The sequence below is a fragment of the Streptomyces sp. NPDC088785 genome (assembly GCF_044750685.1).
GTDB lineage: Bacteria > Actinomycetota > Actinomycetes > Streptomycetales > Streptomycetaceae > Streptomyces.
The window spans coordinates 317,437-339,764 of the sequence record NZ_JBIVKH010000002.1 but is presented as its reverse complement, the minus strand read 5'-3'; the positions used below and the strand labels follow the sequence as shown (position 1 = coordinate 339,764).

The window sequence follows — 22,328 nt, the reverse complement described above, 5'->3', positions numbered from 1 at the left end:
GTTGGGACACGGTTCCGGTCAGTGCCGGAGCCGGCTTCAGGGCCGCCGTGGCGGCGGGAGGAACGGCAGGTGGGCCGGGGCGCCGTGGGCGGCGCCGAGGGCCAGCAGGCAGCCGGCCGTTCCGGTGGCGAGGTCCATGGACAGGCGCATCATCTGGTGCCCGGGGAAGGCGAGATGGTCCTGGTAGCGCATCGACAGCCAGCCGAGGCCGTCGATCTGCGCGGCCAGGTGGCGGTCCTGGGCCTGGGGCGCGGTGGTGCGGGCGAGGTGCAGGATCATCCCGGCGCGGCCCTCGAACAGGCCGGGCTGGATGTAGAAGCGGGAGCTGGCGGCGGTGACGACGCCCGCGCGGGCCATGTCCAGCTCCGCGTCGGGGGCGACGGCGAGGTAGTCGTCGACGACCATGCCGATGCCGGCGCTGCCGTCCGCGAGGTAGGGCATGGTGCGCCATCCCTCGTCGACGTGGAGGCCGCCGTCGGACGAGGTCCGGCAGCGCCGGAGGTCGAGCTCAAGGGCCTGTCGCGCCAGGCGCAGGAGCGCGGGGTCGCCGGTGCGGCGGTGGCGGCGCAGCAGGAACAGGGCGGGTCCGCTCAGTCCGCGCATCAGGCCCGCCCGGCGCGGTGGCCCGGGCCTGCCGTCGGCGGCCGCCGCCTCGGTGATCCGTTCGGCGACGATCGCGGTGGCCTCGGCGGCGCGGTCGGCGAGGGCGCTCTCGCCGGTGGCGTGCGCGAGGTGGTCGAGGACGAGGCCGACTCCGGCGAGTCCGCTGTGCAACTGCCCGGCCAGGCGCTGCCACTTCTCGTGCAGCAGGGTGTCGATCTGGTCGAGGGCGCGCTGCGGGTGGCCGAGGTGGTGCAGGGCGAAGGCGATGCCGGCGAGGCCGTCGTAGAGGCCGAGCGCGGTGCCGCGCGGGGTCGGCGCGGTGTGGTCGAGGAGCCAGCGTTCGCCCTGTTCGTAGCGGTCGGCGCCGATCTGGTCGAGGGCGTACAGGACGCCGGCGGCGCCGTGGGCGAGGCCGAGGCCGCCGCCGGTGGCGAACTGGACGACGTCGCCGGGGAAGAGCCGGTCGTCGCGGTCCGGGGTCGCCGAGGCGAGGATGCCCGCGACCATGGAGTCGCGGCTGCGCGGCCAGTCGGCGGGCTCCGGCAGGGCGGGGGCGGTGCGCGGCGGGGCCGCGGGAGCGGCCGTGCCGCGCGGGCCGGCGTCCCGGGTGATCTCCGCGACGGCCTCGTCGAGGAACTTCCTAGGCACGGTCGGGAATTCGGCGGCTATCACGTCGGCGAGGTGGGCGGCCTTGCCGCGGTCGACCACGAACAGCGTGGTGACGGGCAGGAACATCGCGAGGCGCAGACAGGCGAGCGCGTAGTGGTCGATCTCGGTGCCGGAGCGGTCGAGCGGCGCCCAGAAGCCGGGGTGGGCGAGCATCTGGCCGCCGCTGTCCTCGACGCTGGTGGCGGCCTCGAAGTCGATGAGGGTGACCGTGTGTTCGTCGGGGTCGACCATGATGTTGAACATGTGCAGGTCGTTGAAGACGACGCCCCGCTCGTGGACCCGGGCGACGGCGGCCTCGACGGCGGCGACGATCCCCAGTGCCCAGGCGGCGTAGTCGGCCACCTTGCGGGGGTCGGGGTCGGTGGCGATCAGCGGGTGCCGTTCGGCGAAGAAGGCGTTGAGCGGGCGGCCCGGCACGTGGTCCATGACCAGGAAGCGGTGGTCGCCGACGAGGAACCAGTCGCGGGCCTCGGGGGCGACGCCGAGCCCCGACAGCCGCTCCAGGGCGGCCTTCTCGCGTTCCAGGCGGGCGATGGCGTCGGCGCCGTCGGCGGCCAGTCCGGCGTGCGGGCGGCCCTCCTTGAGGACGACGGTCCGCTCGTCGCGGGTGTCGACGCCGCGGTAGACGCCGCCGCCGTTGGAGAAGTGCAGTGCCTTCTCGAAGCGGTAGGGCAGGTCGGTGACGGTGGTGGCGTTGCGGGCGTCGAGGTGCGGCTTCAGGAAGGTGGGCAGGGACACCCACTCGGGTATGTGGAAGCTGGGCTCCCGGTTGTCGGGCACCAGCTGTCCGCTCGCGTCCTCGACGGCGCTGACGAGGGTGCCGCGCGGGTCGACGACCATGCGGCGGGCGAACGCGCCGTAGCGCACGTACAGCGGTCCTTCGCCCCAGCGCAGGTCGGTGAGGATGTACGGACCGTCAAATCCGGTCAGTAATTCGCCGAGTTCTTCAAGAATGAGACGACATCGGGCATCGTCGGCCGGATATATGGTGGCGAATTTTCCACTGGTGTCGCGCCCGGCGTATTTCGCGTTCCGCAGGTGGAGCAGATGCGGGGCCGGTACGAATTTGAACGGTATCCCGCGCGGTACGCAGTAGTCCCAGATGATCTCGGCGGTCTTGTCGGCCCCCGCGCGGGTCGCCGTCGCGTGGATCTTCCAGCCCTGCTTGGGGCCTTGGACCGGGGCGCCGGCGTCGTCGACGGGCGTGAGATTCAGCCACTCCCCGTTGCTGTCGGAGCGCCAACCGGCGGGGACCGGGCGGCGGGCGGTGTCGAACTCGGGCAGTGTCCGTGCCTGCCCGTTCCCCGAGAGCCGTTCCGGCGTCTCGTAGAATTGCGGGTCGGCAAGCGCGTAGATCTCGTACCGCTTGTCCATGCGTTCGTTGCCCTCCTCGGCGTCCCGTTTCTCGGGTGGCGACCGGAACCGAGATTCGCACGCTGAGAAGGAGCCCGGACAGTCACAGCTGTCATGAGAAAACTGTGCGGAATGCACGGGGAATATCTGTTCGCCCTGTTCGGGAATACGCTTTCCGCCCGCACGGCGGAGGCCGGGACCGCGGGGCGGTCCCGGCCTCGGGAAGGCGTCCTCACGCCGGTCATTCCTCGGGCGGGAACACCGGCTCTCCGCTGCCCAGGAGCGTGATCGTGATGGCCTCGACGGGACAGCCCTCGGCCGCCGCGAGGATCTCCTCGCCGGCGTCCGCGTCGGGCCGGGCGGGATGCGACTGGCGCGCGGTGTCCAGTCGGAACGCGTCCGGCGCGTGATTGACGCACAGGCCCGATCCGATGCACACGCCCCGGTCGACCTCCACGTGCCACCGGTCGCCCATCGCCTCAGCCCTCCCAGCCGGCCGGGAGGTGGATCATCTTGTGCTCCAGGAAGGCGCTGTAGCCCTCGGGGCCGAACTCCCGGCCCACACCGCTGTTCTTGTAGCCGCCGAACGGGCCGAGCATGTCGAGGCTGAAGGTGTTCACGTTGTACGTGCCCGTGCGCACCTGCCGCGCGATGTCGATGCCGTGGGCGACGTCGGCGGTCCACACGCTGCCGCTGAGCCCGTAGTCGGAGTCGTTGGCGATCGTGACGGCCTCGGCCTCGTCGCCGTACGGGAGCAGGCAGATGACCGGGCCGAAGATCTCCTCGCGGGCGATGCGCATGCCGTTGTGCACGTCGCCGAAGAGGGTCGGCTCGACGTACCAGCCGTGGGCGAGACCGGCGTCGGCGGGTGCGCCGCCGCCCGTGAGGACCTTGGCGCCCTCCTCCTGGCCGATCCGGATGTAGTCGAGGCTGCGCTGCTGCTGGCGGCGGGCGACGAGCGGGCCGACCTGGGTGGCGGGGTCCAGCGGGTCGCCGACGACGAGCGCGCAGGCGGCGGCCGTGAACGCCTCGGCGAACTCGTCGTAGCGCGAGCGCGGCAGCAGGATGCGGGTCTGGGCGACGCAGGCCTGGCCGTTGTTCATCCAGGCCGCGGGGACCACTCCGGCGACGGTGGAAGCGACGTCCGCGTCGGGCAGCACGACGGCGGCGGACTTGCCGCCCAGCTCCAGGGTGACGCGGGTGAGGTTGCGGGCGGCGACCTCCATGACCCGCTTGCCGGCCGCGACCGAGCCGGTGAAGGAGACCTTGTCGACGCCGGGGTGGCCGACCAGGTACTCGCTGACCTCGCGGTCGGCCGGGAGGATGGAGAGCACGCCCTCGGGCAGCCCGGCCTCCCGGGCGATCTCGCCGAGGAGATAGGCGTCGAGGGGCGACTCGGGGGACGGCTTGAGGACGACCGTGCAGCCGGCGAGCAGCGCGGGGGCGAGCTTGGCGGCGGCGACGAACTGCGGGACGTTCCAGGGGACGACGGCCGCGACGACGCCGACCGGTTCGCGGCGCACGAGGAGCCTGCCGAGGGCGCCGTCGCGGGTCTCCTCGTGGGTGAAGCCGCGGGCGACGTTGATCGCCGCGTCCCAGACCATCATCGCGCCGAGCGCCTGGGCGAGGACGGACCAGGAGTAGGGGGAGCCGTTCTCCTGCGAGATGACCCGGGCGATCTCCTCGTGGCGCACCGCGATGGCGTCCTTGATGCGGGTGACGACCGCGACGCGCTCGTCGAGCGTCATGCGCGGCCAGGGCCCCTCGTCGAAGGCGCGGCGGGCGGCGGCGACGGCCCGGTCGACGTCGGCGGGCGCGGCGTGCGGCACCCGGCCGAAGACCTCTCCGGTGTGCGGGGAGACGACCTCGATGACGTCCTTGCCGAGGGGGTCGGTCAACTCCCCGCCGATGAACAGCTGTCCGTGTTCCACGAGCTCGGTCATGGCTGACTTCCTCTTCCCGACGTCCCGGTTTCCCGTCTGTCCGGCTTCCCGTCTTCCCGGTCGTTTCTGACGGTGTCTCAGAACTGATACCAGTTCTAGTTGGGATACGGAAGGGTCCCGGAGGGCGCCGGACGTAGGGTGCGACGGTGACGACCGAACCGATCCGCACCCGGCGCCTGACCCTGGTGCCGCTGGCCGTGGAGCACGCCGGCGAGATGGCGGGCGTGCTCGCCGACCCGGCGCTGTACACCTTCACCGGCGGCGGCCCGCCGGCGCCCGCGGAGCTGCGCGCCCGCTACGCCCGGCAGGTCGCGGGAGCCCCCGACGCCGGCACCGAGTGGCACAACTGGGTGCTGCGCGAGGAGGCCTCGGGCCGCCTCACGGGGTACGTGCAGGCCACGGTGGCGGCCGGGGCGGCGGACGTGGCCTGGGTCGTGGGCACCGCCGCCCAGGGCCGCGGTCTCGCGCGCGAGGCGGCGCTCGGGATGGCGCGCTGGCTGGCGGCCCGGGGCACCCCGGACCTCGTGGCCCGCATCCACCCCGGGCACCACGCGTCGGCGCGGGTGGCCCGCGCGCTCGGTCTGACGCCGTCGGGCGAGGTGGACGCGGACGGGGAGGACGTCTGGACCGGCCGGACGGTCGACCCGGGCGACCACTGAAACAAGTTCTACAAGGTGCCCTACAGTGGCGGGAGTTCGACGGTCCCCCTCCCCCGGTTACAGAGGCGACAGAGGTGACAGAGGTGACGAACGTGACGCAGGTGACCGATCACGGCGGCGGCGTGCAGAGCATCCGGGTCCCGATCCCCGACAACCCCCTCGGCTACACCCTCGTCTACGTGCTCGACACCGACGCGGGGCCCGTCCTGGTCGACACCGGCTGGGACGACCCGGAGTCCTGGGACACGCTGACGGCGGGCCTCGCGAACTGCGGCACCTCGGTCACCGACCTCGCCGGCGTCCTGATCACCCACCACCACCCCGACCACCACGGCCTGTCGGCGAAGGTGCGCGAGGCGTCCGGCGCCTGGATCGCGATGCACGAGGCGGACGCGGCGGTGGTGCGGCGCACCCGGGAGAACGACCCGTCGCGCTGGTACGCGTACATGGCCAGGAAGCTGATCGCGGCCGGGGCCCCCGACGCGCACGTCGCCCCGCTCACCCGCGCCCGCGACGACGGCGTCCCGCGCCGCCTGCCCGGCCTGGACCCGGCGCTGCCCGACCGCACGATCACCCCCGGCGACCTGCTCCCCCTGCCGGGCCGCAGGCTCCGCGCGATCTGGACGCCGGGCCACACCCCGGGCCATGTCTGCCTGCACCTGGAGGAGGAGCACCCGGACCGGCTCCCGGGCCACGGCCGGCTGTTCAGCGGCGACCACGTGCTGCCCGGCATCAGCCCGCACATCGGCCTGTACGAGGATCCGGACGACGCCACCGTCACCGATCCGCTCGGCGACTACCTCGACTCGCTGGAGCGGGTCGGGCGGCTGGCCCCCGCCGAGATCCTCCCGGCGCACCAGCACACGTTCACCGACGCGCCTGCCCGCGTACGGGAGTTGCTGGAGCACCACGAGTCCCGGCTGACCGGTCTGCTCGCCCTGCTCGCGGTGCCGCTCACCCCGTGGCAGCTCGCGGAGCGCATGGAGTGGAACCGTCCGTGGGCCGACATCCCCTACGGCTCGCGGACGATCGCGGTGTCCGAGGCGGAGGCCCATCTGCGCCGGCTGGTGAAGCTGGGGCGGGCGGAGACGGTCGCCGGCAGCGACCCGGCGGCGTACGTCGCCGCGCCCTGACCGGGGCCGTCGATCTTTGCCGCGCGTGGATGGTGGGGGCGCACGCGCAGGCGTATCGTCCGGTCCCAAGAGCTCACTTGAGCTGGAACGACAAGGGGGCGGCCGCCGATGGCGCCGGACGAGGCTGTGGTCGGCTGTACGGGGGAGCTGGTGCTCGGCACCCGGGGTGCCGGGGGGCCGGGCGAGGTGCTGGTACGGGTCAGGGGCGGGACCGAGACGTTTCTCGCGTGGTCCGACGAACCCCTGGAGCGCGGGACGACCGTGCTCGTGATCGAATCACGCGGCACCCGGCAGGTCGTGGTCATGGCCTGGGCCGATCCGCTCCGCGCCGACGGTGCCGGCGGCGCCCGCTAAGGAGACGTCAAGGATGTTCGGATATCGCGTTCCCGCACCCGACGAGGCGATGCTGATCTCGGGAGGCAGGCGGGGACTTGGGGGAGCGCCGTTCCGCGTCGTCACCGGGCACGGGAAGTTCGTGCTGCCCGTGTTCCGCAAGACCCGCTTCCTGTCCCTCGCGATGGCGGAGGCGGAGGTCGTCGAGAAGTGCGTGACCCGGCAGGGGATCGCGCTGACCGTGCGGGCCGTGATCGCCTTCAAGGTCGGCAACGACACGGAGTCGATCGTCAACGCCGGGCAGCGGTTCCTGTCCGACCAGGAGCAGATGTCGGTGCTCACCGGGCGGATCTTCGCCGGTCACCTGCGCTCCATCATCGGCTCGATGACCGTCGAGGAGATCGTCACCGAGCGGCAGAAGCTGGCGACGGAGGTGCTGGACACCTCCAAGGCCGAGATGGCGAAGATCGGACTGCACGTCGACTCGCTCCAGATCCAGTCCATCGACGACGGCGCCACCGGCTACATCGAGGCCATGTCGCAGCCGCACAAGGCGGCCATCCAGCGTTCCGCGAAGATCGCGCAGGCGCAGGCCGACCAGGCGTCCGCCGAGGCGGAGCAGGCGGCGGCCCGCAAGCGGGCCGAGTTCGCGCGGCAGACCGCGATCGTGCAGGCGGAGTTCAGCGCCGAGGTGGACCGGGCCAAGGCGCAGGCCGACCAGGCCGGGCCGCTCGCGCTCGCGCACGCCCAGCAGGAGGTGCTCGCCGCGCAGACCGAGCTGGCGCTGCGCCAGGCCGAGCTGCGGGAGAAGGAGCTGATCGCGGAGATCGTGAAGCCGGCCGAGGCCGATGCCGAGCGGATCCGGGTGCTGGCCCTCGCCGAGGCCGAGCGCATGAAGATCCAGGCCGAGGCGGCGGCGTCCTACGACCGGGTCGCGCTGGACCGCATGCTCATCGATCAGTTGCCGCAGATCGTGAAGGAGGCGTCGGCCGGGCTCGCCGGGGCCAATGTGAACGTCCTGAACGGGGCGGACGGGCTCGGCGAGATCGCCGCCGGGCTCGTGGGGCAGGGTCTGACGATCCTCGACTCCGTCCGCAAGAACCTGAACGGGGACGACGGGTCGGCCGGGGCCGGGGCTGCCGTCGAGCGGTATCTCGGGGTGCCCCGGGGCGGGGACGACGGCCCGGTAGAGGTCCGCTGACCCCTCCCCCACCCGCCACGATGGCGCGGCGCCCCCCCTTTCCGCGCGCCGCCATCGTGGCCACCGGGACCGTCTTCCGGGTGCACCACCGCCGTGGCCGGTCGCGCAGTTCCCCGCGCCCCTAGGCCGTCTGTCACGCGCACCACCGCCGTGGCTGGTCGCGCAGTTCCCCGCGCCCCTAGGGCCGTCTTTCACGCGCGCCACCGCCGTGGCTGATCGCGCAGTTCCCCGCGCCCCTGGGGCCGTCTTTCAGGTGCGCCACCGCCGTGGCTGATCGCGCAGTTCCCCGCGCCCCTGAGGCATGCGCTGCGCGCAGCCTCCCCCAGAGGCAGCGCTTGAGGCTGAGGTCCGCGCGCTCCTGGGCGAGCGGAGCTCGCTTCAGGGGCGCGGGGAACTGCGCGAGAAGCGGCCACCGGCCCGCGCACGACGAACCACCCAGGTGCGCGACCGGCCCCCGCCGGGCGGCGGGGATCAGTCAGGTGTGCGAGGGGCCCGGTACAGTGAAGGTCGTCGTCATCACGCGTGTGTGAGGGGAAGCCGGTGCGACTCCGGCGCTGACCCGCAGCCGTCACAGCCGGAATGCCTCACCCACGCCATGATCGGCCCAGAACCGTCGAGGCACACGGAGCTGGCGCCGCCCGGTAACCGAAGCGTGCCGTGCCGCCCGGCTCCCCGCAGGGAGAGGCACCCGCCCCAGCATGAACATTCGCCGCAGCGCCGCGCTCGTCGCCGCGACCGTCGTGATCGGCGGCGCGGCGGCGCCGACCGCCCTCGCGGACGGTGCCTCCCCCTCAGCGACCCCCAAGACCGCCGTGCCCAGCGGCCTGTACGGCTCGGGAGACCCCACGTACGACGGCGTCTGGCGCCAGTCCCTCGCCTTCGTGGCGCAGCGCACCGAAGGCGTCCGCCCCGCCGCCAAGGCCGTCGACTGGCTGGCCGGCCAGCAGTGCGAGAACGGCGGCTTCGCCGCGTTCCGGGCCGAGCCGGGCACCGCCTGCGACGCGAAGACGCCGGTGGACAGCAACAGCACGGCCGCCGCCGTACAGGCCCTGACCGCGGTGGGCGGGCACAAGGGCGAGGTCGCCAAGGGCGTGGCCTGGCTGAAGAAGAACCAGAACGCCGACGGCGGCTGGGGCTACAACCCCGGCGGCGCCAGCGACGGCAACTCCACCGCGGTCGTGCTCGGCGCCCTGTCCACCTCCGGCGACGAGCCCGCCGAGGTGCGCTCCGCGTCCGGCAAGTCCGGCCTCGACGCCCTCGCCGCCCTGACCCTGCCCTGCGCGGACGGCAAGAACGGCGGCGCGCTCGCCTACCAGCCCGACAAGAAGGGCGACCTCGTCGCGAACGCCGACGCCACCGCCGCCGGTGTGCTCGGCGCCCTCGGCTCCGGTTTCGCCGCCGAGAAGGGCACCGCCCCGGACGCGTACACCTGCGAGGGCGGGGCGACGGCGAAGACCGCCGACGGCATCGCGCACAACGGCGCCGTCTACCTCCAGAACCAGCTCTCCACCCACCTGTACCTGAAGTCACAGCTGGCCGGCGCCTCGGACCAGCCCGACTACGGCAACACCGCCGACGCCGTCACGGCCGTCGCCGCCGCCGAGGGCATCAAGTACACGAAGGACCCCTACGCCTGGCTGGAGAAGAACGCGCGGGACTGGGCCGCGGGCGCCGGTCCGGCCGCCTACGCCCAGCTGATCTTCGCCGCGCACGCCACCGGCAACGACCCGCGCGACTTCGGCGGCACCGACCTGGTGTCCGCGCTGAACAGGACGGGACCCGACCCGGCCTCCGCCGGATCGGCCGACTCCGGCGACGAGAAGAAGAAGGACGACGACAGCGGCTCGGTGTCCTGGGTGATCGTCGGCGTCATGTTCATCGCCGCCGTCGGCGTCGGCATCCTGATCAGCGGGCGTAAGAAGCGGCAGCAGTGAGCCGCGCCGCCCGACCGCTGCTCGTCCTGCTCGTCCTCCTCGCCGCCGTGCTCGCTCTCGCCGCCGCCGCGCCCGCGCGGGCCGCGGGCTACCGGTACTGGTCGTTCTGGGAGCGCGCCGACGGCGCCTGGACGTACGCGACCACCGGCCCCGGGCAGAACAGGCCGTCGGACGGGGACGTCGAGGGGTTCCGGTTCGCGGTGAGCGCGGACTCCGAGGACGCCACGAAGCCGCGCGGGGCCGCCGACTTCGGCACCATCTGCTCCGGCACGCACCCGCGGGACGGGAAGAAGCGGGTCGCGGTCGTCGTCGACTTCGGGACGGCCGCCGACGCGCCGTCCGGCGAGACACCGCCGAAGCCGCGGACGGCGTGCGCGCGGGTCGGCACGGACGCGACCGCCGCGGAGGCGCTGGCCGCCGTCGCCGAACCGCTGCGCTACGACAGCAGCGCGCTGCTCTGCGCCATCTCCGGGTACCCGCGCACGGGCTGCGGCGAGCAGGTGAGCGGCCGGGGTCAGGGCCAGGGCCAGAAGCAGGATCAGGGGCACCGCACGGGCGGGGGCGGCGGGTCGTCGCTGCCGTCGGTCGGGGTGCTCGCCGGTGTCGTGGCCGTCGTCGCGCTGGGCGGCGCGGCGATCTGGCAGGCCAAGCGCCGCCGCGACTGAGTCATGGGTCTCGACGCGCTGCGGGCCCCGCGGGCCGGCCGTTCCCGTTCGCTGCATCCGGGTGCCTGGTGGATCTGGGCGCTCGGGCTCGGCACGGCCGCCTCCCGCACCACGAACCCGCTGCTGCTCGCGCTGCTCGTCGGCGTCGCCGGTTACGTGGTCGCGGCGCGCCGCACGGAGGCGCCGTGGGCCCGCTCGTACGGGGCGTTCGTGAAGCTGGGCCTGGTGGTCATCGGGATCCGGCTGGTCTTCGCCTGCTTCCTCGGCTCCCCCGTCCCGGGCTCGCACGTCGTCGTGACGCTGCCCGAGGTGCCGCTGCCCGACTGGGCGCAGGGCGTGCGGATCGGCGGGCGGGTGACCGCGGAGGGGCTGGTGTTCGCCCTGTACGACGGGCTGAAGCTGGCCACGCTGCTGATCTGCGTCGGCGCGGCGAACGCGCTGGCCTCCCCGTCGCGGCTGCTGAAGTCGCTGCCGGGCGCGCTGTACGAGGCGGGCGTCGCGGTGGTCGTCGCCATGACCTTCGCGCCGAACCTCGTCGCCGACGTGCGGCGGCTGCGGGCGGCGCGCCGCCTGCGGGGCCGCCCGGACAGCGGTCTGCGCGGCCTGCTCCAGGTCGGCCTGCCCGTCCTGGAGGGCGCCCTGGAGCGGTCGGTGGCTCTCGCCGCGGCCATGGACGCGCGGGGCTACGGCCGCACCGCAGAAGTGCCGGCCGCCGTGCGCCGGGCCACCGCCGTGCTCACCCTGGGCGGTCTGATCGGCGTGTGCGCGGGCACGTACGGGCTGCTCGCCGCGTCGGGCGCCGGGTACGGGCTGCCCGTGCTGCTCGCCGGGGTCCTCGCCGCGCTCGGCGGGCTGTGGCTGGGCGGGCGGCGCTCGGTGCGCACCCGCTACCGGCCCGACGCGTGGGGTGTGCGGGCCTGGCTCGTCGCCGCCTCGGGCGCGGTCGCCGCCGCCGTGATGATCCTCAGCGCCGCCCGCGACCCGGCCGCGCTCCAGCCGTCCGTGGTGCCGCTGGCCGCGCCCGCGCTGCCTCTGCTGCCCGCGGCGGGGGTCCTCGTCGGGCTCCTCCCGGCGTTCGTCGCGCCGGTGCCCGCTCCCGAATCCGTCCAGCGAAAGCAGGAGGCGTCGTCATGATCCGCTTCGAGGACGTCCGCGTGACGTACGACGACGCGCGGGCGCCCACCGTGCGCGGCATCGACCTGCACGTGCCCGAGGGCGAGCTGGTGCTGCTGGCCGGCCCGTCCGGTGTCGGCAAGTCGACTCTGCTGGGCGCGGTCAGCGGGCTCGTGCCGCACTTCACCGGCGGCATCCTGGCCGGCCGGGTCACCGTGGCCGGGCGCGACACCCGGACGCACAAGCCGCGCGAACTCGCCGATGTCGTCGGCACCGTCGGCCAGGACCCCCTGGCGCACTTCGTGACCGACACCGTCGAGGACGAACTGGCCTACGGCATGGAGTCGCTGGGGCTGCCCGCGCCGGTCATGCGGCGCCGGGTCGAGGAGACGCTGGACCTGCTCGGCCTCGCCGGCCTGCGGGACCGGCCCATCGCCACGCTCTCCGGCGGGCAGCAGCAGCGCGTCGCGATCGGTTCCGTGCTCACCCCGCACCCCCGGGTGCTGGTGCTCGACGAGCCGACGTCGGCGCTGGATCCCGCCGCCGCCGAAGAGGTCCTGTCGGTGCTGCAACGCCTGGTGCACGATCTCGGGACGACCGTGCTGATGGCCGAGCACCGGCTGGAGCGGGTGGTGCAGTACGCGGACCAGGTGGCGCTGCTGCCCGCGCCGGGGGAGCCGCTGGTGGTCGGCGATCCGGCCGCCGTGCTGGCCGTCTCGCCGGTGTATCCGCCGGTGGTGGGGCTGGGGCGGCTGGCCGGGTGGTCGCCGCTGCCGCTCACCGTGCGCGACGCGCGGCGCGCGGCGGCCGGGCTGCGGGACCGGCTCGCGCCGCTCGGGCCGCCCGCCGGGCGCGCGGCCCCCCGCGGGTCCGAGGGCGCTCCCCTCGCCGTCGTCGACCGGCTCGGGGTGCGGCGCGGGCGCGTCGACGCCCTGCGCCGCGTCGGGCTGACCGTCGCGCCCGGGGAGATCGTCGCCCTGATGGGGCGCAACGGCGCCGGCAAGTCCACGCTGCTCTCCACGCTCGTCGGACTGATCGCGCCGACCACCGGCTCGGTCCGGGTCGGCGGGCTGGTGCCGCACCGGGCGACGCCCCGCGACCTGATCCGGAAGGTGGGGCTGGTGCCGCAGGAACCGCGGGACCTGCTCTGCGCCGACACGGTCGCCGCCGAGTGCGCGGCGGCCGACAAGGACGCGGACGCGGCGCCCGGCAGCTGCCGGGCCCTGCTCGGCGACCTGCTGCCGGGGATCGCCGACGACACGCACCCCCGCGATCTGTCGGAGGGGCAGCGGCTCACCCTCGCGCTGGCGATCGTGCTGACCGCGGCGCCGCCGCTGCTGCTGCTCGACGAGCCGACGCGCGGGCTCGACTACGCGGCGAAGGCCCGCCTCGTCACGGTCCTGCGCGGGCTCGCCGGGCGCGGGCACGCCGTCGTCCTGGCGACGCACGACGTCGAACTGGCGGCGGAGCTGGCGCACCGGGTGGCGATCCTCGCGGACGGCGAGATCGTCGCGGACGGGCCGACGCCGGAGATCGTGACGTCGTCGCCGTCGTTCGCGCCGCAGGTGGCGAAGGTGCTGGCGCCGCAGCGGTGGCTGACCGTCGCCCAGGTCGGGGAGGCGCTGGGATGAGCCCGCTGTCCGACCGGCGGGTCGATCCCGTGCGGCTGGGCCCGCGCTCCGTCGTCGCGCTGCTGCTGGTCAGCGCCGTCGGGGTGGTCTCGATCGGCTGGCCGCTGATCGCCGGGCCCGGGTCGCAGGTGACCGCCCACGCGCAGGACGCCCCCTGGCTCTTCGCCGCGCTGCTCGTCCTGCTCGTCGCGGTGGTCGCCGCGACGATCTCGGAGTCCGGCCTGGGGCCGAAGGCGGTCGCCATGCTCGGTGTGCTGGCGGCGGCCGGGGCGGCGCTGCGGCCCATCGGCGCGGGCACGGCCGGGATCGAGCCGATGTTCTTCCTGATGGTGCTGAGCGGGCGGGTGCTCGGGCCCGGTTTCGGGTTCGTGCTCGGCTCGCTCAGCATGTTCGCGTCGGCGCTGCTGACGGGCGGCGTCGGGCCGTGGATGCCGTTCCAGATGCTCTCCATGGGCTGGTTCACGATGGGGGCCGGGCTGTTGCCGGGGGCGCACGCGCTGCGCGGGCGGGCGGAGCGCGTGATGCTCGCCGGGTACGGGTTCCTCGCCGCGTTCGCCTACGGCACGATCATGAACCTCTCCGGGTGGCCCTTCATCAACGCGCTCGCGTCGTCCGTGGCGTACCAGCCGGACGCCCCGCTCCACGACAACCTGGCCCGTTTCCTCGCCTACTGCCTGGCCACCTCGCTCGGCTGGGACCTGGGCCGGGCGGCGCTCACCGTGGTGCTGACCCTGGTCGTCGGCGGCGCCGTCCTGAAGGCCCTGCGCCGGGCCACCCGCCGCGCCGCCTTCGAAGCCCCGGTGACCTTCGAGGACCGGCGTCCCTAGAGGAGCGGCGTCCCTAGAGGCCCCGGAACCAGGCGGCGATCTTCGGGGCCGCGCTCTGGAAGCTGCCGAAGTGGTCCACCGCCCCCTGGTTCAGGACCGGGGCCCCGCCCAGCTGCCGCGCGCAGCTGCGCGCGTTGGCGATCGGGACGTCCGTGTCCGCCTCGCCCGCGTACAGGCGGACCGGCACGTCCGGCTTCCAGGCGCAGGAGTGGTCGTTGGCGTCGATGGCCGCCTTCAGGGCGCCGGTGGGGTGCTGCATGCGGGCGTAGAAGGCGGGGGTGAGCAGCTCCTTCACCGAGCCCGGCAGCGTCGTGACGATGTCCTCCTCGGTGTGCGCGCCGTCGTAGAGCGCCTCGACCCGGTCGGCGTAGGGGGCCCGGAACGCCTCGGCGGGGTCGCGGTAGAGCGGGGCGAGCCGGTTCTGGGCCACCAGGAAGTACGAGGTGTAGACGACGCCGCTGACGGGGTTGACCCGGCCGTCGAAGAGCGCGGGGATCTCCTGGCCTGACAGGTCGTAGGGGCCGCTGACCGGGGCGAGCGCCCGCAGCCGCAGGCCGTGCCCGGCGCCGTCGCGCAGCGCCCGGCCGAGCGCCGTCGCCACCTGGCCGCCCTGGGAGAAGCCGGTGGCGTAGACGTCGCCGGTGAGCGGGCGGTCGAGGCGCCGGCCCGCCTCGCGGGCGGCCCGCAGCATGTCGACGGCGGCGGTGACCGAGGACGCGGTGTCCATGTAGGGGTGGGTGCCGGGGCCCCGGCCGAGGCCGAGGTAGTCGGGTGCGGCGACGGCCTTGCCGGTGGACGACGCGTACAGGTAGGAGGGGATGCGGCCGAAGTCGTCGCCGACCGAGGGGGCGTAGGTTCGGTCGACCATCGTGCCGTGGGTGTCGGAGACGACGTCGAGCCGGTGGGCGCCGCCCGCGGGGAGGGTGAACAGGCCGGTGGCGGTGGTGGGTGCGCCGTACGCGTCGAGGGTGCGGTAGGTCAGCCGGTAGGCCCGCACCCCCTGCCGTACGGTCGTCGTCGCCATGCCCTTGTCGGCGAGCCATCGGGTGACGGCGGCGCGGTCGAGGACGGTGACGGGCTCCAGCGAGACGAGCGTCCCCCGCGCGCTCGTCGCCGGGTGCTGGGCCTGCCGTGCGTGCCGTCCGCCGTCGGCGGCGACCGCCGCCGGGAGGGCCGCGCCGCCCGCGAGGAGCAGGGCGAGGGTCACGGCGCAGGCCCGCCGGGCCGTCGCCGAAGTGCGCCCGCCCGGGGTGGAGTTGTTCGTCTCTGAGGTCATGATCCGACAGTAGGGACCGGCCCCGGCCCGCCGACATCCGAGCCGCCCCCGGGCCCGGGGTGGTGCTGGGCCCACCCCGGGTCTCGGGTTCTCCTCAGAGCCGCTGGATGATCGTGCCGGTGGCGAGCGCACCGCCCGCGCACATGGTGATGAGCGCGAACTCCTTGTCCCGGCGTTCCAGTTCGTGCAGCGCGGTGGTGATGAGGCGGGCGCCCGTCGCGCCGACGGGGTGGCCGAGGGCGATCGCGCCGCCGTTCACGTTGACCTTCTCCAGGTCCTGGTCGAAGACCTGCGCCCAGCTGAGCACGACGGACGCGAACGCCTCGTTGATCTCGACGAGGTCGATGTCCTTGAGCGTCATGCCGGCCTTGCCGAGCACCGTGCGGGTCGCGTCGACGGGCCCGTCCAGGTGGTAGTGCGGGTCCGCGCCGACCAGCGCCTGCGCCACGATGCGGGCGCGCGGGCGGAGCTTGAGCGCGCGTGCCATCCGTTTCGACGCCCACATGAGGGCGGCGGCGCCGTCGGATATCTGCGAGGAGTTGCCGGCGGTGTGGACGGCGGTCGGCATGACGGCCTTGAGCCCGGACAGGCCCTCCATGGTGGTGTCGCGCAGTCCCTCGTCGCGGTCGACCAGGCGCCACATGCCCTGTCCGGCGGCCTGTTCGGCCTCGGTGGTGGGCACCTGCACGGCGAACGTCTCGCGCTTGAAGCGCTCCTCGGACCAGGCGTTCGCGGCGCGCTCCTGGGAGATCAGGCCGAGCGAGTCGACGTTCTCGCGGGTCAGTCCGCGCCGCCGGGCGATGCGCTCGGCGGCCTCGAACTGGTTGGGCAGGTCGACGTTGCCCTCCTCCGGGAACGGCTTGCCCGGTCCGTGCTTGGACCCGGAGCCGAGGGGGACGCGGGACATGGCCTCGACCCCGCAGGAGATGCCGACGTCGATGACGCCCGCCGCGATCATGTTGGCGGTCATGTGCGAGGCCTGCTGGGAGGAGCCGCACTGGCAGTCGACGGTGGTGGCGGCGGTCTCGTAGGGCAGGCCCATCGTCAGCCAGGCCGTGCGGGCCGGGTTCATGGACTGCTCGCCCGCGTGCGTGACCGTGCCGCCGACGATCTGCTCGACGCAGTCCGGCTGGATGCCGGTCCGGCCGAGGAGTTCGCGGTACGTCTCCCCCAGCAGGTACGCCGGGTGGAGATTGGCGAGCGCGCCGCCGCGCTTGCCGATCGGGGTCCGTACGGCTTCGACGATGACGGGCTCGGCTGCCATGACAGTCGTCCTCTCCACGCAATCCCGGACTGATGAAACTAGAACGCGTACCAGTTCTGTGTGCAGTCTCGGTGCGCTTACCCCGGGTACGCAAGGGCCGTGCAAGGACAACACACGGAACCGACACACCCGCGCCCCTTGCCACTTCTAGAACCGGTTACTACCTTTCGAGCCATAACTGACGGAGCGTCAGACAGAATCTGGAGTGGCCCCATGCCGTGCCCCGCGCTGCCCGACGGGTTCGACTTCACCGACCCCGATCTGCTCCAGGACCGCGTGCCGTACCCGGAGTTCGCCGAACTCCGGCAGGCCGAACCGGTCCGCTGGATTCCACAGGAACGCGGGATCTCCGGCTTCGACGACTCGGGGTACTGGGCGGTGACCCGGCACGCCGACGTCAAGTTCGTGTCCACGCATCCGGAGCTCTACTCCTCGCACACCAACACCGCCGTGATCCGCTTCAACTCCTCGATCCAGCGCGACCAGATCGAGGTGCAGAAACTGATCATGCTGAACATGGACCCGCCCGAGCACACCCGCGTGCGCCAGATCGTGCAGCGCGGTTTCACGCCGCGCGCCATCCGCTCCCTGGAGGGCGCCCTGCGCTCCCGGGCGCACGCCATCGTCGCCGCCGCCCGCGAACAGGCCGGCCCCGACGGCTCGTTCGACTTCGTCACGAACGTCGCCGTGGAGCTGCCCCTCCAGGCCATCGCCGAACTCATCGGCATCGCGCAGGACGACCGGTCCAAGGTCTTCGACTGGTCGAACAAGATGGTGGCCTACGACGACCCGGAGTACGCGATCACCGAGGAGATCGGCGCCGAGGCCGCCCTGGAGATCGTGAGCTACGCGATGAACCTGGCCGCCGAGCGCAAGCGCTGCCCGGCCCAGGACATCGTCAGCCAGCTCGTCGCGGCGGAGGACCAGGGCAACCTCTCCTCGGACGAGTTCGGCTTCTTCGTGATCCTGCTCGCCGTGGCCGGGAACGAGACGACCCGCAACGCCATCACCCACGGCATGCACGCCTTCCTCACCCACCCCGACCAGTGGGAGCTGTACAAGCGCGAGCGCCCGTCCACCACCGCCGAGGAGATCGTGCGCTGGGCGACCCCGGTCGTCTCCTTCCAGCGCACCGCCACCCAGGACACCGAACTCGGCGGGCAGAAGATCAAGGAGGGCGACCGGGTCGGCATCTTCTACTCCTCCGCCAACCACGACCCGGAGGTCTTCACCGACCCCGACGCCTTCGACATCACCCGCGACCCCAACCCGCACCTCGGCTTCGGCGGCGGCGGCCCGCACTTCTGCCTCGGCAAGTCGCTGGCGGTCCTGGAGATCGACCTGATCTTCAACGCGATCGCCGACGCCCTGCCCGATCTGCGGCTCGTCGGCGATCCGCGCCGGCTGCGCGCGGCGTGGCTCAACGGCGTGAAGGAGCTCCAGGTGGCGACGCCCGCGAAGGGGTGAACTTCCGGCCCGATCCGGGCGCCGGCTGAACGCGTGCGTCGCACCGTGCGTCTTTCCCGGGGAGCATGCCCCACCCGGAGATGACACGACACGACGGAAACGGACGGATCGGTACCCGTGGTCACGGTCGACCTGCCCCTCGCACGCCCCCGCGCGCCCCTGCCCGCACGCCACCGCGTCCCGCTGCTCGCGACCGCGCCGACGCTGCCGCTGTACGCCGTGTGGGCGCTGTTCCTCGCGACCGGCGGCGGCGATCTCGCGGCCCAGCAGGCGTGGGCCCGGTTCGCCGCCGACCACGGCGCGTCGGCGTACAACCTGTTCTGGTACGGCGGCATGCACACCGCCAACTACTCGCTGATCTCGCCCTATCTGATGGCCGGTCTCGGGGTGCGGCCGGTCACGGTGGCGTCCGGGCTCGCCGCCGCCTGGCTCGGCGCGCTCCTGCTGGTGCGCACCGGCATCGCCCGCCCGCTGCCGCCCGCCGTGCTCCTGTCGCTGGCCCTGTGGTGCGACGTGGCGTCCGGCCGCACCACCTTCGCCCTCGGCGTCGCCCTCGGGCTCGGCGCGGGCGTGGCGCTGACCGGACGGCGGTATCCGGCGGGGGTGCTGTGCGCGGCGCTCGCCACGATGGCGTCCCCGGTGGCGGGGCTGTTCCTGGCCGTCGTCGGCGCCGGGTACCTGTGCGCCCGGGACAGGGGTAGGGCCGCCGCGTACCTGGCGCCGCCCGCCGCGGTCGTGGGCACGACGACGCTGCTGTTCCCTTTCAAGGGCGAGCAGTTGATGCCGGTGGACCGGATCTGGCCACCGGTGGTGTTCGCGCTGGCGCTGGCCCTGGCCGGGCCCCGGTCCTGGCGGGTGGCGCGCGCGGCGGCCTGCGTCTACGCGGCGGGCACCGTCCTCACCTACCTGATCCCCTCCCCCGTCGGCACGAACGTCGAGCGGCTGGCCGAACTCCTCGCCCCGGCCGTGCTGTTGGCGGCGCTCCAGGCCCGTCTTGCGGACCGCCGACGGCTGCCGGTGCTCGTCCTCGCGGCGGCGCTCGTGCTGTCCTCGGCGTGGCTGGCCCGGAAGACGGCCGACGACCTGCGGGTGTCCACGCGGGTGCCCGCCTGGGCGGCCGACACCCGCGACGTCGTACGGGAACTGGAGCGGCTCGGCGCGGACCGCACCCGGGTGGAGGTGATCCCGGCCCGCAACCACCGGGAGGCGACGGCGCTGGCCCCGTACGTGAACATGGCGCGCGGCTGGAACCGGCAGCTCGACGTGGAGCGGGGGCGGCTCTTCTACGACGGCTCGTTCTCGGCGGCCACCTACCGGCAGTGGCTTGACCGGTGGGCGGTCGGCTTCGTGGTGCTGTCCGGGGGCACGCCGGACGGCTTCGCCGAGCAGGAGGCCGCGTTCGTGCGCTCCGGGCCCGGCTATCTGGAGCCGGTGTGGCGCAGCCCGCACTGGCGGATCTACCGGGTGCGCGGCGCGGTCCCGCTGGTCTCCGAGCCCGCCGCCGTGGTCCGCTCGGACGGCGCGCGGGTCGTCGTCCGCTTCGCCCGCGCGGGCACGGCGACGCTGAGGGTCGCGTACTCGCCGTGGCTGCGGGCCGAGGGCGGCTGTCTGACCGTGCGGCGGCAGCGCGACGGCGAGTTCACCGAGCTGGTCGCCCCGGCGGCGGGTACCTACCGGGTCGGGTCCGGCTGGGAGAAGTCGCCGTCGCCGCGGCCGTCAGCTCCCGGCTGTCGCGCAGGGTGAGGCCGACCCGCTCGGGCTCTGCGAGGGGCTGGGCGAGCCTGTCGGGCTCGCGGTGTCCGTCGGGCTCGCGCTGTCGGACGGGCAGCCGCCGTCGCTCGGCGTGCCGGTGCCCGGCTCGTCCGTCGCCGGGGGCGAGGTGCTGTCCGTCGGCGAGCTGGTGACGGGCGGCGTCGCGGGCCCGGAGTCGGTGGGCCCGGGGGTCGGGCTCGGGCTCGGCCCGCCGGTCGGCGAGGGGGAGGGCGACGGCGAGGTGCTCGGGCGGGGGCTCGGCCGGTGGGTGGGCGGCGGGCTGCCGATGACGATGCCGCCGCCCTTGTGGTCCGCGACGGGCTTCCTCGCCGGGGTGTCGGAGCCCGCGCCGGGACTGTCCGGGACGACGCCCCGGCCGTCGGCGACCGGGTGCACGCCCTTGCGGTAGAACTCCATCCAGTACAGGACCGTACGGAGGTAGTCGCGCGAGTAGTTGTAGCTGAGGACGGCCCGCTCCAGGCCGCTGTCGGTGCCGACGTCCCGGTTGCCCGCGCACAGGTAGTGGCCCGCCGCGAGCGCCGCGTCGAAGATGTTGTTGGGGTCCGCGGTGCCGTCGCCGTTGCCGTCGGCGCCCCAGCGGCGCCAGGTGCCGGGCAGGAACTGCATCGGCCCGACGGCCCGGTCGTAGACGGCGTCCCCGTCCCACCGGCCGCCCTCGGAGTCGAGGATCAGCGCGAAGCCGTTGCCGTTGAGGGCCGGTCCGGTGATGCGGTGCCGGGTGGTGCCGTTGCTGTCGACGTCGCCGCCGCGCGCCTGCCCCGACTCGACCTTGCCGATCCCGGCGAGCAGCTGCCACGGCAGCCGGCAGCCCGGGTCGGTGCGGCCGACGGACGCCTGGGCCCTGCGGTACGCGGCCAGGACGGTCGCGGGGACACCGGCCTCGGCGCGGATCTCGGCGGGCGGGAACGTCAGGTCCGGGTTGTCCGGCGTCTTCAGGGGCGGCAGCTCGGTGTGGTACGAGTCGTCGCCCTGCGAGGGGACCTGGGGCAGGGCGCCGGTGCCGCCCGCGAGGGCGACCGGGTCGGTGCCGCTGTCATGGCTCTTGGTCAGCTGTTCCACGACACCCGGGGCCTGGGAAGCCGTGAGCAGGGCCGTCGCGGCGACGGCGACCGCGGTGCCGCGCAGTCGTCGGCTCAGGCGAGGGCGTTTGCTCGGTGGGGGGGTAGGCATGAGGGGGCCTTTCGTCAGCTGCTGAAGGTGTCGATCGCGGAGACCAGCCAGCGGCCGTCACGGTGGACGAGGTCGACGGCGAGCATGGCGCCCGCGTAGTTTCCGGCGGCGTCCTTCGCCTTCGCCGCGGTGCTGGTGCTGGACTGGTCGGCGTAGACGAGCACGCGGGCGCGGTCGCCGTCGATGCGCTCGACCGCGCTGTCGGTGACGGTCGTGGTGACGACCGTCTTCTGCTTCTGCGCCTGGGCGAGCACCGGCGCCAGGAGGGTGCGGTGCTGGCCGACGGCCTTGCCGGTGAGGAGGGTGGAGGCGGCCTTCCGCTCGGTCGCCGGGTTGGCGTAGTCGTAGGAGAAGAGCGCGTTGACGGCCTTCTCCGCCTGGCCCTTGACGTCGCTGGTGCGGGCCGGGTCGGTGAGCGCCGTGTTCCGCGCGGCGGCGGTGTCGGTGAGCGCGTGGGACCTGGCGTGCGCCCAGCCGGCGAAGCCGCCGAGGAGCAGGGTGAGCAGGCAGAGGGCGGCCAGGAGGCGGCGCGGGGCGGCGCCCGCGTCGGCCTTCCCGGCGGTCGTGGGCGCAGGGGCCGCGGCCGGGCGGGTCCTCTTCGTGGCGGGGGCCGGGGCGGCGGGGGCCGGGGTGGCCGGGGCCGGGGTGGCCGGGGCCGTGGTGTCCTCTGCGGTGGGCCGCGCGGACGGGCGGGCCGGGTTCTGGGTCCGGCGCTGGCGCTGGCGGTTGAGGGTGTGGCGGGTGGTCGACGGCATGGTGGCTCCTCTTGCGGCTGCGGCGCGCGCTCAGTCGGTGGTGGTCGACGCCGAGTCGCCGACCTGGGCCTGGGCGAGGGCGCTGAGTTTCCAGTGACCGTCGGTGCGGGTGAGCTCGCCGAGCATCCGGCTGTCCTTGTCGGTGGCCTTCTGTCCGGCGGCCTTCACGGTGATCCGCAGCGCGACCATGACGCGGGCCTTGCCGGCCCGCTCGTCGAGTTCGGTGACGGCGCCGTCGAGCACCTTCGCCGTACTGACCGTCTTGGCACTGCGCACCTGCTTCTCGAACTCCGGCCGTCCCTTGACCAGTTGGGAGTGGAGGGCGCCGGTGGTGGAGCTCTCCCACAGGTCGAGCCCGCCGGCGAGCTTCTGGTGGTCGAGGGTGTTCAGGTTCTGCACGGCCTGCTCCCCCGACTCCAGGGCTTCGTCACGGGCGGCGGCGAAGGAGGCCGTGTCGTCGTGCGCGGCCCCGTACCAGGACCAGCCGCCCCAGACGGCGAAGCCGCCCGCGACGAGGGAGAGCACGAGCGCCACGGTGAGCAGCGGTCTTTTCAGCATG

At 74.0% G+C, this 22,328-nt stretch carries 19 protein-coding genes and 1 riboswitch; of the genes, 11 read left to right on the top strand and 8 right to left on the bottom strand.

What is annotated here, in order from left to right; all coding sequences use genetic code 11:
- Positions 1 to 36: 36 nt before the first annotated feature.
- The 3 genes from lanKC to ACIP5K_RS07230 form a co-directional block, all read right to left on the bottom strand.
- The gene (lanKC, locus tag ACIP5K_RS07240) at positions 37 to 2,646 is read right to left on the bottom strand and encodes a class III lanthionine synthetase LanKC (protein WP_401406054.1); all 2,610 of its coding nucleotides are present in this window, start codon (positions 2,644 to 2,646) and stop codon (positions 37 to 39) included.
- Positions 2,647 to 2,866: 220 nt separating this feature from the next.
- Positions 2,867 to 3,100, bottom strand: a complete 234-nt coding sequence (locus ACIP5K_RS07235; RefSeq protein ID WP_401406051.1) for a ferredoxin — start codon at positions 3,098 to 3,100, stop codon at positions 2,867 to 2,869.
- A gap of 4 nt (positions 3,101 to 3,104) precedes the next feature.
- Positions 3,105 to 4,568: an aldehyde dehydrogenase gene (locus ACIP5K_RS07230; RefSeq protein WP_401406048.1), complete on the bottom strand. Its 1,464-nt coding sequence runs from the start codon at positions 4,566 to 4,568 to the stop codon at positions 3,105 to 3,107.
- 146 nt (positions 4,569 to 4,714) lie between these two features.
- Here ACIP5K_RS07230 and ACIP5K_RS07225 point away from each other — a divergent pair, with 146 nt between their 5' ends.
- From ACIP5K_RS07225 to ACIP5K_RS07185, 9 genes are all read left to right on the top strand, one after another.
- Positions 4,715 to 5,227 carry a GNAT family N-acetyltransferase gene (locus ACIP5K_RS07225; protein WP_401406045.1) on the top strand — a complete coding sequence of 171 codons (513 nt, stop codon included), beginning with the start codon at positions 4,715 to 4,717 and terminating at the stop codon, positions 5,225 to 5,227.
- Between the two features lie 92 nt (positions 5,228 to 5,319).
- Complete coding sequence (locus ACIP5K_RS07220; RefSeq protein WP_401407532.1) at positions 5,320 to 6,360, top strand: MBL fold metallo-hydrolase; 1,041 nt, start codon at positions 5,320 to 5,322, stop codon at positions 6,358 to 6,360.
- 108 nt (positions 6,361 to 6,468) lie between these two features.
- On the top strand, positions 6,469 to 6,714 hold the full coding sequence (locus ACIP5K_RS07215; RefSeq protein WP_401406042.1) for a hypothetical protein: 246 nt from the start codon (positions 6,469 to 6,471) through the stop codon (positions 6,712 to 6,714).
- Between the two features lie 13 nt (positions 6,715 to 6,727).
- On the top strand, positions 6,728 to 7,894 hold the full coding sequence (locus tag ACIP5K_RS07210; protein WP_401406039.1) for a flotillin family protein: 1,167 nt from the start codon (positions 6,728 to 6,730) through the stop codon (positions 7,892 to 7,894).
- 531 nt (positions 7,895 to 8,425) lie between these two features.
- A riboswitch (cobalamin riboswitch) is annotated at positions 8,426 to 8,478 on the top strand.
- Between the two features lie 114 nt (positions 8,479 to 8,592).
- On the top strand, positions 8,593 to 9,828 hold the full coding sequence (locus ACIP5K_RS07205; RefSeq protein WP_401406036.1) for a prenyltransferase/squalene oxidase repeat-containing protein: 1,236 nt from the start codon (positions 8,593 to 8,595) through the stop codon (positions 9,826 to 9,828).
- Complete coding sequence (locus tag ACIP5K_RS07200; RefSeq protein ID WP_401406033.1) at positions 9,825 to 10,493, top strand: SCO2322 family protein; 669 nt, start codon at positions 9,825 to 9,827, stop codon at positions 10,491 to 10,493. Before ACIP5K_RS07205 ends, ACIP5K_RS07200 begins: the two co-directional genes overlap by 4 nt.
- 3 nt (positions 10,494 to 10,496) lie before the next feature.
- Positions 10,497 to 11,627, top strand: a complete 1,131-nt coding sequence (locus ACIP5K_RS07195; RefSeq protein WP_401406030.1) for a CbiQ family ECF transporter T component — start codon at positions 10,497 to 10,499, stop codon at positions 11,625 to 11,627.
- Positions 11,624 to 13,237, top strand: coding sequence for an ABC transporter ATP-binding protein (locus ACIP5K_RS07190; RefSeq protein ID WP_401406027.1), 1,614 nt, complete (start codon positions 11,624 to 11,626; stop codon positions 13,235 to 13,237). The genes ACIP5K_RS07195 and ACIP5K_RS07190 overlap by 4 nt, the downstream gene beginning before the upstream one ends.
- Complete coding sequence (locus ACIP5K_RS07185; RefSeq protein WP_401406024.1) at positions 13,234 to 14,064, top strand: ECF transporter S component; 831 nt, start codon at positions 13,234 to 13,236, stop codon at positions 14,062 to 14,064. The genes ACIP5K_RS07190 and ACIP5K_RS07185 overlap by 4 nt, the downstream gene beginning before the upstream one ends.
- Positions 14,065 to 14,077: 13 nt before the next feature.
- Here ACIP5K_RS07185 and ACIP5K_RS07180 read toward each other — a convergent pair whose 3' ends face one another.
- Together ACIP5K_RS07180 and ACIP5K_RS07175 are read right to left on the bottom strand one after the other, a co-directional pair.
- Positions 14,078 to 15,340 carry an alpha/beta hydrolase gene (locus tag ACIP5K_RS07180; RefSeq protein WP_401406021.1) on the bottom strand — a complete coding sequence of 421 codons (1,263 nt, stop codon included), beginning with the start codon at positions 15,338 to 15,340 and terminating at the stop codon, positions 14,078 to 14,080.
- Between the two features lie 94 nt (positions 15,341 to 15,434).
- Positions 15,435 to 16,604, bottom strand: a complete 1,170-nt coding sequence (locus ACIP5K_RS07175) for a steroid 3-ketoacyl-CoA thiolase (protein ID WP_401406018.1) — start codon at positions 16,602 to 16,604, stop codon at positions 15,435 to 15,437.
- 213 nt (positions 16,605 to 16,817) lie between these two features.
- Between ACIP5K_RS07175 and ACIP5K_RS07170 the strand changes: the two genes are divergently transcribed.
- Together ACIP5K_RS07170 and ACIP5K_RS07165 are read left to right on the top strand one after the other, a co-directional pair.
- Positions 16,818 to 18,071 carry a cytochrome P450 gene (locus tag ACIP5K_RS07170; RefSeq protein ID WP_401406015.1) on the top strand — a complete coding sequence of 418 codons (1,254 nt, stop codon included), beginning with the start codon at positions 16,818 to 16,820 and terminating at the stop codon, positions 18,069 to 18,071.
- 117 nt (positions 18,072 to 18,188) lie between these two features.
- Positions 18,189 to 19,814, top strand: a complete 1,626-nt coding sequence (locus tag ACIP5K_RS07165) for a hypothetical protein (protein ID WP_401406012.1) — start codon at positions 18,189 to 18,191, stop codon at positions 19,812 to 19,814.
- On the opposite strand, the gene ACIP5K_RS07160 is transcribed toward ACIP5K_RS07165, so the two are convergent.
- From ACIP5K_RS07160 to ACIP5K_RS07150, 3 genes are read right to left on the bottom strand one after another with little or no spacing between them, the layout of a single operon-like run.
- Positions 19,788 to 21,014 (bottom strand): lytic transglycosylase domain-containing protein, encoded by a 1,227-nt coding sequence (locus ACIP5K_RS07160; protein WP_401406009.1) that lies wholly within the window; start codon positions 21,012 to 21,014, stop codon positions 19,788 to 19,790. The genes ACIP5K_RS07165 and ACIP5K_RS07160 overlap by 27 nt on opposite strands.
- 14 nt (positions 21,015 to 21,028) lie before the next feature.
- Positions 21,029 to 21,769 (bottom strand): hypothetical protein, encoded by a 741-nt coding sequence (locus tag ACIP5K_RS07155; protein WP_401406006.1) that lies wholly within the window; start codon positions 21,767 to 21,769, stop codon positions 21,029 to 21,031.
- Between the two features lie 30 nt (positions 21,770 to 21,799).
- A complete protein-coding gene (locus ACIP5K_RS07150; protein ID WP_401406003.1) occupies positions 21,800 to 22,327 on the bottom strand; it encodes a nuclear transport factor 2 family protein in 528 nt (175 codons plus the stop codon).
- Between the last annotated feature and the right edge of the window lies 1 nt (position 22,328).

Excerpts from the sequence above, each read along its gene's own strand:
- ACIP5K_RS07230 (WP_401406048.1), bottom strand. The coding sequence starts at position 4,568 with ATGACCGAGCTCGTGGAACACGGACAGCTGTTCATCGGCGGGGAGTTG.
- lanKC (WP_401406054.1), bottom strand. The coding sequence starts at position 2,646 with ATGGACAAGCGGTACGAGATCTACGCGCTTGCCGACCCGCAATTCTAC.
- ACIP5K_RS07170 (WP_401406015.1), top strand. The coding sequence starts at position 16,818 with ATGCCGTGCCCCGCGCTGCCCGACGGGTTCGACTTCACCGACCCCGAT.
- ACIP5K_RS07155 (WP_401406006.1), bottom strand. The coding sequence starts at position 21,769 with ATGCCGTCGACCACCCGCCACACCCTCAACCGCCAGCGCCAGCGCCGG.
- ACIP5K_RS07190 (WP_401406027.1), top strand. The coding sequence starts at position 11,624 with ATGATCCGCTTCGAGGACGTCCGCGTGACGTACGACGACGCGCGGGCG.
- ACIP5K_RS07180 (WP_401406021.1), bottom strand. The coding sequence starts at position 15,340 with ATGACCTCAGAGACGAACAACTCCACCCCGGGCGGGCGCACTTCGGCG.
- ACIP5K_RS07195 (WP_401406030.1), top strand. The coding sequence starts at position 10,497 with ATGGGTCTCGACGCGCTGCGGGCCCCGCGGGCCGGCCGTTCCCGTTCG.
- ACIP5K_RS07160 (WP_401406009.1), bottom strand. The coding sequence starts at position 21,014 with ATGCCTACCCCCCCACCGAGCAAACGCCCTCGCCTGAGCCGACGACTG.
- ACIP5K_RS07185 (WP_401406024.1), top strand. The coding sequence starts at position 13,234 with ATGAGCCCGCTGTCCGACCGGCGGGTCGATCCCGTGCGGCTGGGCCCG.
- ACIP5K_RS07210 (WP_401406039.1), top strand. The coding sequence starts at position 6,728 with ATGTTCGGATATCGCGTTCCCGCACCCGACGAGGCGATGCTGATCTCG.
- ACIP5K_RS07150 (WP_401406003.1), bottom strand. The coding sequence starts at position 22,327 with ATGCTGAAAAGACCGCTGCTCACCGTGGCGCTCGTGCTCTCCCTCGTC.
- ACIP5K_RS07175 (WP_401406018.1), bottom strand. The coding sequence starts at position 16,604 with ATGGCAGCCGAGCCCGTCATCGTCGAAGCCGTACGGACCCCGATCGGC.
- ACIP5K_RS07205 (WP_401406036.1), top strand. The coding sequence starts at position 8,593 with ATGAACATTCGCCGCAGCGCCGCGCTCGTCGCCGCGACCGTCGTGATC.
- ACIP5K_RS07215 (WP_401406042.1), top strand. The coding sequence starts at position 6,469 with ATGGCGCCGGACGAGGCTGTGGTCGGCTGTACGGGGGAGCTGGTGCTC.
- ACIP5K_RS07235 (WP_401406051.1), bottom strand. The coding sequence starts at position 3,100 with ATGGGCGACCGGTGGCACGTGGAGGTCGACCGGGGCGTGTGCATCGGA.